This is a genomic window from Thermoclostridium stercorarium subsp. stercorarium DSM 8532 (genome assembly GCF_000331995.1).
Lineage (GTDB): Bacteria > Bacillota > Clostridia > DSM-8532 > DSM-8532 > Thermoclostridium > Thermoclostridium stercorarium.
In genome coordinates, this window is sequence record NC_020134.1 from 1,930,775 (window position 1) to 1,947,211 (window position 16,437).

Annotated in this window: 13 protein-coding genes and 1 pseudogene; 3 read left to right on the forward strand and 11 right to left on the reverse strand. The window is 43.0% G+C overall.

What is annotated here, in order from left to right:
- Positions 1–78 precede the first annotated feature (78 nt).
- From CST_RS08340 to CST_RS08380, 9 genes and pseudogenes are all read right to left on the reverse strand, one after another.
- Positions 79–1,689, reverse strand: a complete 1,611-nt coding sequence (locus tag CST_RS08340) for a CTP synthase (RefSeq protein WP_015359439.1) — start codon at positions 1,687–1,689, stop codon at positions 79–81.
- A gap of 106 nt (positions 1,690–1,795) precedes the next feature.
- Complete coding sequence (locus tag CST_RS08345) at positions 1,796–2,365, reverse strand: ANTAR domain-containing response regulator (RefSeq protein ID WP_015359440.1); 570 nt, start codon at positions 2,363–2,365, stop codon at positions 1,796–1,798.
- A 34-nt stretch (positions 2,366–2,399) separates the two neighbouring features.
- Complete coding sequence (locus CST_RS08350) at positions 2,400–3,491, reverse strand: glutamine synthetase family protein (protein WP_095666467.1); 1,092 nt, start codon at positions 3,489–3,491, stop codon at positions 2,400–2,402.
- Entirely contained in the window at positions 3,466–4,824 is a 1,359-nt protein-coding gene (locus CST_RS08355) for an ISL3 family transposase (RefSeq protein WP_257745869.1), read from the reverse strand. Before CST_RS08355 ends, CST_RS08350 begins: the two co-directional genes overlap by 26 nt.
- Complete coding sequence (locus CST_RS08360) at positions 4,811–5,251, reverse strand: ISL3 family transposase (RefSeq protein WP_015358154.1); 441 nt, start codon at positions 5,249–5,251, stop codon at positions 4,811–4,813. Before CST_RS08360 ends, CST_RS08355 begins: the two co-directional genes overlap by 14 nt.
- An 81-nt stretch (positions 5,252–5,332) precedes the next feature.
- Positions 5,333–5,608 (reverse strand): annotated as a pseudogene (locus CST_RS08365) (glutamine synthetase beta-grasp domain-containing protein); the annotation flags it as partial.
- 93 nt (positions 5,609–5,701) lie between these two features.
- On the reverse strand, positions 5,702–6,418 hold the full coding sequence (locus CST_RS08370) for a GltB/FmdC/FwdC-like GXGXG domain-containing protein (protein WP_015359443.1): 717 nt from the start codon (positions 6,416–6,418) through the stop codon (positions 5,702–5,704).
- Between the two features lie 69 nt (positions 6,419–6,487).
- Entirely contained in the window at positions 6,488–7,993 is a 1,506-nt protein-coding gene (locus tag CST_RS08375; protein WP_015359444.1) for a glutamate synthase-related protein, read from the reverse strand.
- The gene (locus CST_RS08380) at positions 7,984–9,123 is read right to left on the reverse strand and encodes a class II glutamine amidotransferase (RefSeq protein WP_479694037.1); all 1,140 of its coding nucleotides are present in this window, start codon (positions 9,121–9,123) and stop codon (positions 7,984–7,986) included. The genes CST_RS08375 and CST_RS08380 overlap by 10 nt, the downstream gene beginning before the upstream one ends.
- Positions 9,124–9,725: 602 nt before the next feature.
- Between CST_RS08380 and asnA the strand changes: the two genes are divergently transcribed.
- The 3 genes from asnA (at position 9,726) to CST_RS08395 (ending at position 14,306) form a co-directional block, all read left to right on the forward strand.
- Positions 9,726–10,733 carry an aspartate--ammonia ligase gene (asnA, locus tag CST_RS08385; protein WP_169316010.1) on the forward strand — a complete coding sequence of 336 codons (1,008 nt, stop codon included), beginning with the start codon at positions 9,726–9,728 and terminating at the stop codon, positions 10,731–10,733.
- Positions 10,734–10,748: 15 nt separating this feature from the next.
- On the forward strand, positions 10,749–12,851 hold the full coding sequence (locus CST_RS08390; protein ID WP_015359447.1) for a glutamine synthetase III family protein: 2,103 nt from the start codon (positions 10,749–10,751) through the stop codon (positions 12,849–12,851).
- Between the two features lie 189 nt (positions 12,852–13,040).
- Complete coding sequence (locus tag CST_RS08395) at positions 13,041–14,306, forward strand: adenylosuccinate synthase (protein WP_015359448.1); 1,266 nt, start codon at positions 13,041–13,043, stop codon at positions 14,304–14,306.
- A 194-nt stretch (positions 14,307–14,500) separates the two neighbouring features.
- Here CST_RS08395 and CST_RS08400 read toward each other — a convergent pair whose 3' ends face one another.
- Together CST_RS08400 and CST_RS08405 are read right to left on the reverse strand one after the other, a co-directional pair.
- The gene (locus CST_RS08400) at positions 14,501–15,580 is read right to left on the reverse strand and encodes a protein-glutamate methylesterase/protein-glutamine glutaminase (RefSeq protein ID WP_041746575.1); all 1,080 of its coding nucleotides are present in this window, start codon (positions 15,578–15,580) and stop codon (positions 14,501–14,503) included.
- Entirely contained in the window at positions 15,577–16,413 is an 837-nt protein-coding gene (locus CST_RS08405; protein WP_242823538.1) for a CheR family methyltransferase, read from the reverse strand. Before CST_RS08405 ends, CST_RS08400 begins: the two co-directional genes overlap by 4 nt.
- Between the last annotated feature and the right edge of the window lie 24 nt (positions 16,414–16,437).

Genomic DNA, 16,437 nt, shown 5'->3' on the forward strand with positions numbered 1-16,437 from the left:
CCGGATGAACGCCTTTGTTCACATACTACAGTATATGCGACAAAATAAAAAATGTACGCAAATCCCCTGCTCTATGTTTTATTTTTTCCCTTTCCGGAACTCCAGAGCGGCTTCCACAAGGCCCACAAACAGCGGATGGGGTTTGTTCGGGCGGCTCTTGAATTCGGGATGGTATTGAACACCAATGAAAAAATTATTTCCGGGAAGTTCAATTGCTTCCACAAGATTTTCATCAGGTGATGTCCCGCATATTTTCATTCCGTTCTCGGTAATGATTTTTCTGTAAGCATTGTTGAATTCATACCTGTGGCGGTGCCTTTCACTGATTAATTCTTTCCGGTATAACTGCCTGATTTTTGTTCCTTCCCTTGTTTTGCACGGATAAGCCCCCAGCCTCATTGTACCGCCCTTTTGCGTAATTCCAATCTGCTGTTCCATAAGATCAATAACAGGATGCGGGGTGTTTAGATCAAATTCAGTGGAATGGGCGCCCTTAAGCCCGCAAACGTTCCGCGCGAATTCGATAACTGCTATTTGCATTCCAAGGCATATCCCGAGGTAAGGTATGTTGTTTTCCCTTGCATATCTGCAGGCCGCTATCTTGCCTTCTATTCCCCTGTCTCCGAATCCGCCGGGTATAATAATACCGCTTACATCATTCAATTTCTCATCCACATTCTGTTCGGTTACCGTTTCGCTTTCTATCCATTTAATATTAACTTTTGTGCCTGTATCAAATCCGGCATGGTTAAGGCTTTCTATGATTGACAGGTATGCATCATGGAATTTCACATACTTGCCCACAATAGCAATCGTGACCTCTTTATCCCGGCTGTTAATCTTATTTATCAGATCCCTCCATTCCGTCAAATCGGGTTTATCAGTTTTAAGCCCGAGCTCCCTGCATACCACCTCGTCCAGGCCGTTTTCATGCAATACCAGCGGTGCCTCATATATGCACGGAAGGGTAAGGTTCTCAATCACGCAGTCGGGCTTGACATTGCAAAATAAAGAAATCTTTGCTTTTATGCTTTCATCAAAAGGTTCATCGGTTCGTGCAACAATGATATTCGGCGAAATTCCCATGGACCGCAGTTCTTTCACCGAATGCTGCGTGGGTTTTGATTTATGCTCATTTGAACCTTTCAAATACGGAACAAGCGTAACATGAATAAAAAGGCAGTTCTCATGCCCCTTTTCAAGATAGATCTGTCTTGCTGCTTCAAGAAAAGGCTGGCTTTCAATATCCCCTGTCGTACCGCCGATTTCGGTAATCAATACATCAGCCCCGCTCTTTTCCGCTCCGCTGTATATGAAATTGATGATTTCCCCTGTAATATGCGGGATAACCTGAACGGTTTGCCCCAGATAACCACCTGTACGCTCACGGTTCAGTACATTCCAGTAAACCTTTCCGGCAGTAAGATTTGAAAACTTGGTCAAATCTTCATCAATAAACCTCTCGTAATGTCCCAAATCCAAATCGGTTTCAGCGCCGTCATCGGTCACGAACACTTCACCATGCTGAAAGGGGTTCATTGTTCCGGGATCTACATTTATATACGGATCCAGTTTCTGTGCCGCAACCTTTAAACCTCTTTGTTTCAGAAGCCTTCCCAGACTTGCGGCAGTAATCCCTTTTCCAAGCCCTGACACAACTCCGCCTGTTACGAATATAAATTTAGTCATTTTATCCTCCTTGTTACCCGTTGCAAATCAAACTACTTTTGCAATTCACACAGATTAGGGGCTTAACGCCCCACATCCGTTTTATGTAGTTCTGCAACACCTTATTTTAATTTTCATAAACTCTCAGTATCTTTTCCGCGACTTTCCTTCTTGTTATCCGCATATCCATTGCCTGTTTTTCTATAAATCTGTGCGCTTCTGGCTCGGTCATTGAAAAACGCGAAATCAGAATACATTTTGCCCTGTCTATAACACGCAGGTCTTCTATTTTTTGAATGAGTTTCTTATTTTCATTATGTATTGCTTTAAGCTTTTTATGAGTTGCAGAAGCAAGTTTCAGTGCATTCCAGAACAGTGCCCTGCTCAGAGGCCGTCCCAATGTAATGACGCCATAATCCTCCACTCTGTCTGAAACTTCATCCATCAGTTCAGCCTTTACTATTAGAATAACTACGCTTATTTCCTTTGTTGCGATGCTTAATGCAAGACTCTCTCCAAATTCATCGGGCAACGGCGTATTTATAATATATAGATCAAAATCCCTTTCTATCAGCATCCTCCTTGCTTCTCCGCCGTTCGACACGGTGGTGACTTCCGTCACAGACGCCTGTGCCAGCATCTCCGCCAGAGACATGGCAATTTTATCTGAACCTGATATTATAAGCGCACTATCCATAAAGTCTCACCTTTATTTACAGAAGCTCAACCGACTAAATCACCCTGAAATAATTTTCAATAAAATGCCCATACTTATCCTCAGCCCGGTCGTATTCCTTCAGTTCTTTTGTCTTTAGCTCTACAAATCTTTCAATCACCCGTTCGTTTAATATACTTCTTACAAGGTCGGATTTTTCGGCAAGTCTCAAAGCTTCTTCCAGGTTCTCCGGCAACCTCGGAAGTTTACCTGTAATACTCTCATCCGCCGAATAAAGATCCACGTTTATGCTTTCCGGCAATTCCAGATTGTTCTCAATCCCATACATTCCCGCTCCTATTACAAGCGCAAAGGCAAGATACGGATTTGTGGCAGGATCGGGAGACCTCAGCTCCATACGCCTCCTGTCCTTTTGAGCGGCAGGAATGCGCACGAGCTGTGACCGGTTGCCATAAGACCATGAAACATATTTCGGTGCTTCAAAATAACCCAAACGTTCGTAAGAGTTGGGTATGGGATTTAAAAATGCGGTGATTTCGGTTATCTTCTGAAGGACGCCTGCGACAAAAGATTCGGGTATTTTGGAATCTTCTTTTTCACCCAGCCTGAATATATTCTGTCCGTTTTTCATCAGTGAAATATTTATATGAAGACCGCTGCCGCTTTTACCGGGCAGTGGTTTCGGAGCAAACGAAGCAAACAGTCCGTTCCTTGCCGCTATACTCCTTACCACCTGTTTGAAAGTAATAAGATTGTCCGCACTGTTTACGGCGTCTGAAAATTTGAAATCTATCTCATTCTGACCGGGTCCCTGCTCATGATGTGATGTTTCAGGCCTAATCCCCATTTCTTCAAGGCACAGGCAAATCTCGCGCCTTACATTTTCACCTTTATCAAGGGGTGAAACATCAAGATAACCACCGTTGTCAAAGGGTTTTGTAGTAGGTTCTCCGTTTTCGTCGGTCTTAAACAGATAAAATTCGCATTCGGCACCTATCATGCATGTGTACCCTTTTTGTGAAAATTTATTTACCACCGACTTGAGAATCTCCCTGGTATCACCCCAGAAAACACTGCCGTCAGGGTTCTTTATGCTGCAGTAAAACCGGTTCTTTCCAGAGTTAGTTGAGCAATCGCATTTTTTCAAGCCGGAGAGTTTTGGTTCTTAATGTTTCAAAACTGCATCGCCCATACATAACTCGTTTTATTACCTTCAGTTTATTAATACTCCCTTCTACAAGCCCATTGCTATATTCATATTTTATCGCATTCCTCACGGCATCCAAATCCCGTTCAAGTCCACATATAAAACTGTCTATTTCCGGTATACCTAGCTTTTTTGCTTTCTCCATCCATTTATCGAGTGCGTCAACATTTTTACCAGTGAGAAGTCCTTTAAATTCCCATATTATACTATGTATCTTTTCAAAACAAGGATATTCATTGCATATCCTTTCAAATTGTTCCCGGCTGATTGACTTCACATTCTCTATTGGGTGGTATAATAGCTTAAAAATATTTTTTCTTTCAATTGTTTCCGTTTTTCTTCCACCTTCTCTACTTCTATCGTAATATAATTTTCTACACCTTTTCCAATCTGTTATGTACTGCCGCACAGTTGATGATGAACCATCATATCCCATCCCACGTATCTTTTTTTCAATCTCAGAACCCATAATCCCTTTCTCAAGACATTCATCAATTTCTTTTATGTATGGTGTTAGTTTCCCGTTTTTCTTTTTGCCATAGGAAGCATGGACTGGATTAAAGTTTTCATCAAGATATCTCCGAATTGTTGATCTATTAAGTCCAGTACGTCTGGATATCTCATGATTGCTACAACCTATTTTCTTTAACTCACGCACTTCATTCACACGTTCCATTTTTTGTTTCACTTTCTCTTCGTGCACGGTCATCATCTTTGTTTGAAATGAAGATTCTCTTTCTTCGGGCGTCATTGACATCAGCCTATCATAAGCCCGTATATCCATATTTATGCTTTGGCAGATTGCTGTTTTGCACTTTCCTGCTGCTAGAAGTTGTTCTATCCGCTCATATTTCTCTTTTAATGTAAGTTTTCTATTTTCATCTGCCTGTTTAATTGTTCCTGTTCCTTCATTGGAAGTTTCCTGACTAACCGCTTGTATTAAGATTTGTGGCTTTAGCTTCTTTTTTAGATACTCCTTCCCATATGAGGTCAGATTCTTCAGTAAGTGAAAACGATCACTTATTTGTAAAGCCCCCGGATGTGCATCTGCAATTGCATTATTATAGGTGACAGACCCGTCTCTCGATACCACATGAAGATTTGGGTATGTTTTTAGCCACTTGCAGACAGTTTCATAATCTCTTGAGTTAATCATATCAATTATTTGACGTTTGGAGATATCCACCATAATTGTTCCATAGCTTTCACGTTTCCTAATGGCGAAATCATCAATGCAGACAGCTATTACATTCTCCTTATCAACAACAGGTATTTCTTTTTTTTAAGAGGTTGCAGATAGTACTTTTACCAACATCCGCAACATTCTCCCTCAGAGTTTTAGACGCCGCAACAGAACTGCAATTTAATGACAGGCGTACAATTTCATCCTCAAGGCGTTGTGTTTTCTTCGCCTTATCGGAAATGAAATCAAATCTTTCTGCAAAAGTAGTATGATTACAGTCAGGATTATTACAAAACATCTTTCTATTACGCATAATAATAAATACCTTATTACCTTGTATTGGAAGATCCTGAAAGGTTCTGCTATATGTGGAATGTGTTTTGGATGATGGCCAACCGCAGAATGGACATATTACTTCTTTACGGTTGGAAGCTACTGTTATATAGCATCTGCCATTAATTATTTCATGACAAATGTAGTCTAGATTTTGATCTAACTGCTTAATAAACTCATCCATAAAATTACCTCTTTTCTTTTGTTTAATACTTTTTCATTATACCATACTTTTATATTAAATCAACTAACTCTGGAAAGAACCGTAAAACCGAACCACCCTTCCCTGCTGGGGCCGCCACGGCAAAACCGACAATGTGGTTGGATCGGGGACTAACAGCAGATCTGACTTTGTTATGTCGTTAAAACCGCTTATTGCATGGGCATCAAACGGAATGCCATGTTCAAATGCCCGCGGCAGTTCATCAGGCATAACGGATATGTTTTTCTGTCTCCCCAGCAAATCACAGAAAGAAAGGCGAATAAACTTTACATCATTATCTTTTATAAAATCCAGAACCTCATCAACGGTGGTGAGCATTTCTAACCCTCCAGTTATCTTATCCTTCCTTTAATTCCATTATATCAGCATGAGCTATTAATTGGCAATTCAAACATTTAAAGGTTTCACCCACTAATTTTCGGTATAAAGTTTTTTAAACGGATTTTTTCCATTCGGCACCAGGTGATAAAAGGGTTTACTGAAAATCTCATCGGTTGAAACACCGAATGTCCCGCCAAACTCCAGCAGATCATCTCTTATTTTCTCCAAATCCTCTTCATCCGCTATATCAAAACTCACCTGTGGCGGAAGATTTAAAGGAACCTTGCTGCTTCTTATGAACATTTCGCCGCCGTGCATTCCGACGCCTGTAAAATCTCCGGCAGGCCAGCCGTCGGTATTAAGCCCCAGAACTATAATAACACCCCCGGCAAGATATTCGCCCAGAAAACTTCCGGTACATCCTCCGATTATTATCACAGGCTTTTTGTCCATGTATTCCTTCATATGAATGCCCGTACGGTATCCCGAGTCTCCCTTTACAAATATCTTTCCCCCACGCATGGCATAACCGAGGGCATCACCGGCATTCCCGTGTATTATTATTTTCCCGTCGTTCATTGTATCACCGACTGCGTCCTGTGCGTTTCCGTTTACTATTATCGTTGCACCGTCAAGGTACATGCCAAGGGCATTGCCGGGCGTTCCGTTTACAATAATGGTCTGTGAATCGGCACCCGCACCGATAAACCGCTCGCCAAAACAATTATTTATTACTACCTTTCCTTTTGCGGCACGCATTTTATCATTTAATACCCTAAAACCCAGTTCATAAGCAGACAAAGTCATCAATAAGCACCTCCCGCAGTTTATCTGAAAAAACTCGCACCACTTAAATTTCGCTTCTAAGAAAACCCGTCATTCTCCGGCGTGTTTAATCGCCAATATTTCAAGCTCCTTTTCACTGAGGCCGACGCCCCGGAGCATAAGGCGGTTGCCTTTCAGACTTTCTATTGAATTTATGCCCATACCGCCCATCATTTCCTTTATTTCGTGCTGCCATGCGGTTAACAGGTTAACAAGCCTTTTATAGGCAATGTCAGGATTCAGTCTCTTTACAAGATCCTCCCTCTGAGTCGCGATTCCCCAGTTGCATTTACCGGTATGGCAACTCCTGCACATATGGCACCCCATTGCAATAAGTGCGGCGGTGCCTATGTAAACACAGTCAGCCCCCAGCGCTATCGCCTTTACCACATCGGCGCTGGAACGTATTCCTCCGCTTATGACAATGGATACCTTGTCACGAATCCCTTCATCACGAAGGCGTCTGTCGACACTTGCCAAAGCCAGTTCAATTGGAATTCCCACATGGTCGCGGATACGCGTCGGCGCAGCACCGGTTCCGCCCCGGAAACCGTCAATCGCGATAATGTCAGCGCCACTTCTTGCAATGCCGCTCGCTATTGCAGCCACATTATGAACGGCCGCAATCTTTACAATAACAGGCTTACTATAGGCAGTGGCTTCCTTTATCGAATAAACAAGCTGTTTTAGATCCTCTATAGAATATATATCATGGTGAGGGGCCGGAGAGATGGCATCAGAGCCCTCGGGAATCATGCGTGTTTTTGAAATATCTCCCACAATTTTCGTGCCGGGGAGATGTCCGCCTATCCCGGGCTTTGCACCCTGACCAATCTTGATTTCAACAGCCGCGCAACTGTTAAGGTATGCTTTGTGAACGCCAAAACGTCCCGACGCCACCTGGACAATTGTATTTTTCCCGTATTTGTAAAGATTCTCGTGAAGACCGCCCTCACCGGTGTTGTAATAAATCCCCAGCTCCTCAGCCGCCCTTGCAAGGCTTTCATGTGCATTATAACTGAGGGCGCCGTAGCTCATTGCCGCAAACATAACCGGCATTGAGAGGGTAAGATGCGGAGGGATGTTGCTGATTATCCTCCCGGCACTGTCCCGTTCTATCCTGTCCGGCTTAGGCCCAAGGAAAACTTTGGTTTCCATCGGTTCCCTCAGAGGATCTATCGAGGGATTTGTAACCTGGGACGCGTTGAGGAGCATTCTGTCAAAATAAACAGGATATTCTTCCGGATTACCCATGCTGGACAGCAATACCCCGCCGCTTTCGGCCTGTTTGTATATTTCCCTTATGGTTTTTGAATTCCAGTAAAAATTTTCCTTGAATGTATTGTCGGTTTTAACAATTTTTAACGCCATGGTCGGGCACACGGCAACACACCGCTGGCAGTTTACGCATTTCGTATCATCGCAAACCATTTTTTTCTCTTCACTTAAATATTTGTGTACTTCATTTGCGCACTGGCGTTCGCATATACGGCAGTTTATACAACGATCATAGTTTCTGATTACTTCATATTCGGGATAAAGGAAATTTACACGCATTGCAGCATTCCTTCCTCTATTGTTCTGATTTTTTCCATTGTTTTAACTTTCTCAATTGTTTTAATAACGGGTTCTCCTCCACCGGGCGACCATACCCTGTCCAAATCATTTTGCACTATGCGTATCGCGGCCTCTTCACTGGCTATGTATACCATGTCATCCTTTTCACCGATCACCATGCTCCTGAGCTTCAACCTGTCATTCAGCGCCATAATTCCGCCTTCAAAACCTACAATAATGGAAAACGGCCCGTTAATCAGAAATGATTCAAAAGCATTTCTAAGAAATTCAACTTGTTCCCTTTCCTGTTCCGGCATGTTTTCCATACTTGACCAGAACGGTGCGGCAAATACCGTGCCAACCTCATTAAGGGTAAGCTTCTTCTTTCTATGGAGATAATCAATCATATAAGCAATTACTTCAGTATCTGTTTTTAACATACATTTATATCCATACATTTCAATGGTACGACGATTGGTATCATACGACGATATTTCACCGTTATGTACCACGGAATAATCAAGCAGCGCAAAGGGATGTGCCCCTCCCCACCAGCCGGGAGTATTTGTAGGGTACCGTCCATGGGCGGTGAAACAGTACCCTTCATACTCCTCAAGGCGGTAAAATCGTCCTACATCTTCGGGATATCCCACGGCTTTGAAAACACCCATGTTTTTTCCGCTGGAAAAGACATAGGCGCCGTCTATCGTACTGTTAATCCTGAATACACACCTTACCACATATTCACGCTCATCCAGATTGTTTTCGGCAAGCTTTACGGGCGACGGTGCCATGAAATATCTCCAGATGAGCGGAGCATCGGTTATTTGTGGGATTTTTCTTGTGGGAATTTTTGAAAGTGATATAATTTCAAAATGTCTGTCAAGGAATTTTTCGCATTCCTCTTTTGCAGCCTCACTGTCATAGAATATGTGGAAAGCATAATAGTCTTTGTACTCCGGATATATACCGTAAGCTGCAAAACCACCGCCAAGCCCGTTGGATCGCTCACGCATAGTGGCTATCGAATCCATTATGAGCTTGCCCGAAAATCGCCTGCCGGATTTTGAAAAGATCCCTGAAATCGCACATCCTGATATATTTCTGAACGTTCCTTCCCTCACAATCAACCCTCCGTTTACACATTAAAAGGACACTGAAAATTTTTTTATCCCGTCTGGCGGGAACAAGCCCCGCATTTTAAATCTTTTCGTATCTTTTATTCCGTACACCCGCAATATAAGCTAAAAATTAAGGCGTCCATTACATAGTACCCGACAAGGAAACAATTCCCAGTATGCTTTACAGCATGGGTACTATCTAATGAACGCCTTTGTTCATTAAACACCCTTTAAATATTTCTACTTCATTATACTATGGGATAAGAACCGATGTCAACCAAATGATGAAGTTTTTAAATAATAATATTGCATAATGTCTAATATAATTAAAACTTATGACCTAAAAATCATTGTTATTTGCAATTTTCAAATTGCTTTAATTCATTTTATCCGTGTTTTTGTAAAAAAAAGGGTTGACAATTAACTTTCCCTGTGTTACACTAAACCCGTAATACAGCAACGGCGCTGTGGATTTTAAAATCCGCAGCGCCTTTTCTGTTTTTCATTTTCACCGAAACAGCCGAAGAAATGGCTTAGAGACCTGCATGTTTTCAGGCAGCCGAATTCCTAAGATATTTCTACGGTTGTTTATTATGAAAGGAGTGTTAACCATTAGTAAACTCATTATTCCAAAAGGGTACAAACCTGTTCTTAATCTTTATGAAACGCAAAATGCAATAGGAACGATAAAAAGAATTTTTGAGGAAAAACTGTCAAAGGCATTGAATCTGATAAGGGTTTCCGCTCCGCTGTTCGTTCCCGCCAATACAGGAATAAACGACGACCTGAACGGCGTTGAACGTCCTGTGGAGTTTGACATAAGAGAAACAAACACTTACGGTCAGGTTGTCCACTCCCTTGCGAAATGGAAACGTTTGGCACTGCACAAATACGGATTTCCTGTCGGTCAGGGGTTATATACCGATATGAATGCCATACGCCGGGATGAAGAGATGGATAACCTTCACTCCATATACGTTGATCAGTGGGACTGGGAAAAAGTGATAGATCGTTCCACAAGAAACGTGGATACATTAAAGAGCACGGTAATAAAAATTGTCGGTGTCATCTGCGACACGCTGGACGAAATTAAAAAACTGTACCCGCAGATTACGGTTAAGCTCTCGCGGGAAGTTTCCTTCATAACCACTCAGGAATTGGAAGATTTATATCCCGCTCTTTCGCCACGGGAGCGCGAAAACGAATACTTAAGGGAACATAAAACCGCCTTCATCATGCAGATTGGCGATGTACTGAAATCGGGAATTAGGCATGATGGCAGGGCGCCTGACTATGACGACTGGAAACTTAACGGTGACATCATGTTCTGGAATGATGTCCTGGAATGTGCTTTTGAAGTGTCGTCGATGGGCATCCGCGTTGACGAAAAATCCCTGGACGAACAGCTTACGAAAGCAGGCTGCGATGATCGCCGCAATTTGCTTTTCCACAAAATGCTGCTTAACGGTGAGCTGCCTCTTACAATAGGCGGCGGTATAGGCCAGTCGAGGGTGTGCATGCTGTTACTGCAGAAAGCGCATATCGGCGAAGTTCAGGTTTCCATTTGGGACGAAGAAACAATTTCAGGTTGCAAAAAAGCCGGAATAGAATTGCTTTAAAAGGGGGAATTTAACATGTACAACAATAATATAAGCGAAAATTTCGGCAGCATGGTATTTAACGAAGCAGTCATGCGTGAACGGCTGCCAAAAGATATATATAAATCCCTGAAAAAATCAATTGCCGAAGGCACTCCGCTTGAGCTTGACGTTGCAAACGTAGTTGCCAGCGTTATGAAAGACTGGGCAATAGAAAAAGGTGCCACTCATTTTACCCACTGGTTCCAGCCCATGACGGGTATTACCGCAGAAAAACATGACAGCTTTCTGGCACCTGACGGAACAGGAAGGGCAATTACCGAGTTCTCCGGAAAATCGCTGGTAAAAGGCGAACCCGATGCATCAAGCTTTCCATCAGGCGGTCTTCGCAGCACTTTCGAAGCAAGAGGATATACCGCATGGGATCCAACTTCTTATGCTTTCATAAAAGACAATACACTGTACATCCCTACCGCATTCTGCTCGTACAGCGGAGAAGCCCTTGACAAAAAGACCCCGCTTTTACGCTCAATGCATGCATTAAACGAACAGGCTTTAAGGATACTCCGCCTTTTCGGGCTGAACGACGTAAAACGTGTTGTGGCAATGGCAGGCCCGGAACAGGAATACTTTTTAATCGACATGAATATGTATTTAAAAAGACCGGATCTGATGCACTGCGGAAGAACTTTGTTCGGTGCCCGTCCGCCAAAAGGCCAGGAGCTGGAAGATCATTATTTCAGGCCGATAAAGCAGCGTGTCCTGAAATTTATGAGAGAACTGGATGAAGAGTTATGGAAACTTGGCGTTTATGCAAAAACCGAACATAACGAGGTGGCTCCTTCACAGCATGAAATAGCACCAATTTATGCCGAAGCCAATGTGGCGACCGACCAGAACCAACTGACAATGGAACTTATGAAAACCATAGGGGCCAAACATGGTCTGGCATGCCTTTTACATGAAAAACCCTTTGCAGGGATAAACGGCAGCGGAAAACACGTCAACTGGTCTTTGGCCACAGACACGGGAATAAACCTTCTTGATCCCGGTGACACGCCCTTTGAAAATGCGCTCTTCCTTTTATTCCTTGTTGCGGTAATAAAAGCAGTGGACGACTATCAGGACCTTCTCCGTGTTTCGGTAGCAAGTGCGGGTAACGATCATAGGCTGGGAGCAAACGAAGCTCCTCCTGCAATAGTTTCAATATTCCTCGGTGACGAACTTACTGGAATTTTGAATGCCATCGAAAACGACGCTTTGTATGAATGCAAGGGTAAGGCACTGATGGAAATAGGCGCACCGGTACTGCCCCGCTTCCCTAAAGACTCTACTGACCGGAACCGCACATCCCCCTTTGCGTTTACAGGCAACAAGTTTGAGCTGCGTATGCTTGGCTCAGCCTTTTCGATCGCAGGCCCGCTCATTGTCCTGAATACAATTGTGGCGGAATCGTTACGGCAATTTGCCGACGAACTTGAAAACAGCAGTGATTTTAAGGCCAATCTGAACAAACTTATTAAAAGGGTTATCAGAGAGCACAAGCGCATTATCTTCAACGGTAATGGCTATGACGGCTCATGGGTTAAAGAGGCGGAAGCAAGAGGGCTGTCAAATCTGAAAACCACGCCCGATGCGCTGCCGGCCTTTGTCAGCCCGAAAAGCATTGAATTGTTCACCCGTCACCGCGTATTTACCGAGCATGAAATCCGTTCACGCTATGAAATTTTGCTTGAAAATTATTCAAAAACAATTAACATCGAGGCCCTGACAATGATTGACATGGTTAACAAGATGGTAATTCCTGCCGTTTTTGATTACCAGAACGAACTTGCCGAGCTGGCAATCCGTAAAAAGAGCATTAGCCCTGAGCTTTCAACTCTTCCGGAAGAAAAGCTTATGGAAAGGCTGTCAAAACTTTCAGAATACCTGACGGAAAAGCTGGAACGCCTTACAGAACAGACAATAGCCGTAAAGGAAATCAAGGACAATCTGGAAATGGCAAAGGCATACCGTGAAAAAGTATGTGCCGCAATGAGCGAACTTCGCATGATTGTTGATGAGCTTGAGCTGATTGTAAGCAGCAAACACTGGAGAATTCCGTCCTATTCCGAGATTTTAAACAGTGTTTATGAATAACCCCCCTCTCCCACGCACGAAGGTTTCACACCTTTGTGCGTGATTAAGAATTCAGAAAGAGGGTAAAGTATAAATGCATTCTTATTTTTCAGGTTATATAGGCTGGATCTTTAAAATGCTCCGGTTTTCATGGCTGTTTGCCCGCGCAAAAAAAACGGGTTAGTACATAAGATTAAGGGGGATTTTTTTATGCTTACAGCAGTTGTCGGAATAAACTGGGGAGACGAAGGAAAAGGCCGCATGGTGGATTTGCTTTCCAAAGAATATGACATAATATGCCGGTACCAGGGCGGCAACAATGCCGGGCATACCGTAGTGAATGAGAAAGGGAAATTTATATTGAATCTTCTTCCGTCCGGCATATTACGGGAGAATACTGTTAATGTCATGGGAAACGGCATGGTTATTGACATAGAGCATTTATGCGGTGAAATTGAAAGGCTCAGAGAAAAAGGCGTCAGAATAACTCCTGACAATTTAAAGATAAGTGACAAAGCCTTTATTTGCATGCCTTATCACAAACAGCAGGATATTCTTGAAGAGGAACGCCTGGCAGAGAAAAAATACGGATCAACCCGAAGAGGCATTGCGCCTGTATATGGCGACAAATACATGAAAAAAGGCATTCGGATGGGTGATTTGCTCTGCCTTGATACTCTTGAAGGCAAAATCGCCGATATACTCGAGTGGAAAAATCTTACACTCAGGGGGTATGGGCAGAAGTTTTCGCTGAAAGATATAATGCAATGGATTAATGAATTCGGCAAACCACTTATTCCTTTCATCACTGATACAACCAAATTCCTTACCGATGCCGTTAACGGTAATAAAAATATTTTGTTTGAAGCCCAGCTGGGTGCATTGCGCGACATTGATTTCGGAATTTATCCGTTCACCACGTCGTCCCAGACCCTTGCCGCATACGCTCCCATTGGCGCTGGAATACCGGGTGTAAAACTTGACCATGTAATCGGTATCATGAAGGCCTATTCGAGCTGTGTTGGGGAAGGTCCTTTTACCGCCGAATTCTTCGGTGAAGAGGCGGAAAAACTCCGTGAAGCCGGAGGCGAGTACGGTGCCGCAACGGGAAGGCCGCGAAGGGTGGGCGCATTCGACATTCCTGCAAGCAGATACGGGGTTAAAATGCAGGGCGCGGACGAAATTGCTTTAACAAAACTTGACGTGCTGTCCTATATGGACAAAATTCCCGTATGTGTGGCATATGAAATCGACGGCGTGCGGTGTGACAGCTTCCCCACAGGCGACAGACTTCTGAAAGCAAAACCTGTTTTTGAATATCTTGACGGATTTAAGACCGACATATCAAAATGCAGAACCCCAGGAGATTTACCAGAAGCAGCCCTGAAATATATCCGCTTTATTGAAGAAGCAGTAGGCTGCCCGATTAAATATGTTTCTGTGGGTCCGGGAAGGGACGATTATATAGAAATGTAAGCTGTTTATTATTGGGCACCCTGATTCTCATCCGCTCACCTTTCTATTTTTATTCCTCATGGGTGCTCAATTTCTTTTCGTAATAATTAAAGCCCAAATAACAGAACGCCGCGCGGTTTAAGACCATGGATCACCGCATATCACGCGTGGTTGTTATATGCGGCTTATCTTTTTCATTTGAAATAAAAGGCAATTCAGATATATGACATTATTTCACGAAAAATACCCGACAAAGGCACCTGAACATCAGCCAGCCCTGCCTCATAAACGGCCTTTGGCATGCCATACACAATACATGATTCTTCAGCCTCAACAATCACCTTTCCGTTGTATTTTTTCACCGCTTCACATCCTAAAAGACCGTCGTTTCCCATTCCCGTAAGAATTACAGACAATAACCTTTCTTTAAACACCTGCGCCGCCGAATAAAGGGTTATGTCAATAGACGGTTTGTAAACAGTGTCAACAGACAGGTTGTCTTCTATTCTTAAAACTGTTGCTCCGTCCGTTTTCTTATCAATGAATGTTTGGTAACCTGCCGGCGCTATATAAATGTTACCGGCTTTGAGAATATCCCCGTTTTCAGCTTCTTTTACCCGTAATTTGCAGATGGTGTCAAAACGTTCAGCCAACGGTTTTGTAAAACCCGGAGGCATATGCTGCAAAACAACGACTGGCACATGCATGTCTTCCGGAAAACGGGGCAGTATGGCCTGTAACGCCGAGGGACCTCCGGTTGAACATCCTATTATTATAAGATCCGCCAGTCCTGTTTTTGTTTCGGTCACCTTTTCGGGTTTATTCAAAATGCTTTCGAGAATTTCAGTCACCTCAGAAATGGTTTTATTTCGCTCTTTATTTACAGTCCTTTTCGCGTTTTCGGCTATGGTTTTTAATTTTTCAAGAAACTCCTTTATTATCTCAGGTTTTACATCATCCCCCAACAATACGTTTTTTAAAAAGAAGTCTGCAGCCCCCGACTCCAAAGCTTGAAAAGCAGCTTCCGGATATTTGCCGGTTTTGTTGCACAGCACAACAACAGGAACAGGACAAGACTTCTTAATTTCTTTCAAAGCTGTAATACCGTCCATTTCAGGCATCTCAATATCCATTGTCACAATGTCGGGCCTTAGCCTCCGTACTTTCTCTATCGCTTCAACGCCATTTCTTGCGATTCCTATGACAAAAAGCTGAGGATCCCTCTCTATAAGCATGCTTATACATTTGCGCATAAAGGACGAATCGTCCACTACCAATACCCCATACTGCTTCACGTACACTTTTCCCCTTTCCGGTAATAAAATGCAGAAGGTGTGTATATAGTCTCAAATCCGGTATTCATACCGGTTATGGTTTCAGCATGACCTAAGAACAGGTATCCGCCGTCGTTTAACACATCATACAGGGAATTAATAACTTTGTTTATAGCTTCCTTATTAAAATAAATCAGTACATTCCTGCAAAAAATTATATCCACTTTCCCTATTCTTTCCGCTATATCCTTGTCCATGAGATTTATACAGCGAAAATCAACCATTGCCCTGACCGAATCCCTGATCACATATTCCTCTTCAGCCGAAACAAAATATTTTTCAAGCATCTCTTTGGGCATTGTACGGAAAGAAAATGACTTTTTGTTATATGATCCACTTATGGCCTTTTCCAGAACCTTTTTATTTATATCAGATGCAATGATTTCAACGGCGCCGGTTTGAAAAAGTCCTGTTTCTTCGGCTATTATCGCCAATGTATAAGGCTCCTCCCCGCTGGAACAGGCTGAACACCATATACGCAAAGGATTTTCGGGAGTACGGTCCTTATATTGTGGCAGTACAGTCTTTTGAAATTCTGCCAAAAGGTTTTCTTCACGGAAAAAATAAGTTTCATTCACCGTAATAAGTTCAATAAGCATATCCCATTCTTTCGGTTCAACCCTTAAATAACCTCCGTATTCCCAGCAGGAAAGCCCAAGTTCGTTAAGCCTTTCCGATATTTTGGCTTCAAGTGAGGAAAGACTTTTGGAAAAATCAATTCCGCAGTATTCATATATAAGCTCTGCCAGTTGAATAAGCCCGAACGTATCCATACCGACTGTTCCATCCTCCACAGCGTTTTATCTCATGAGAACGTA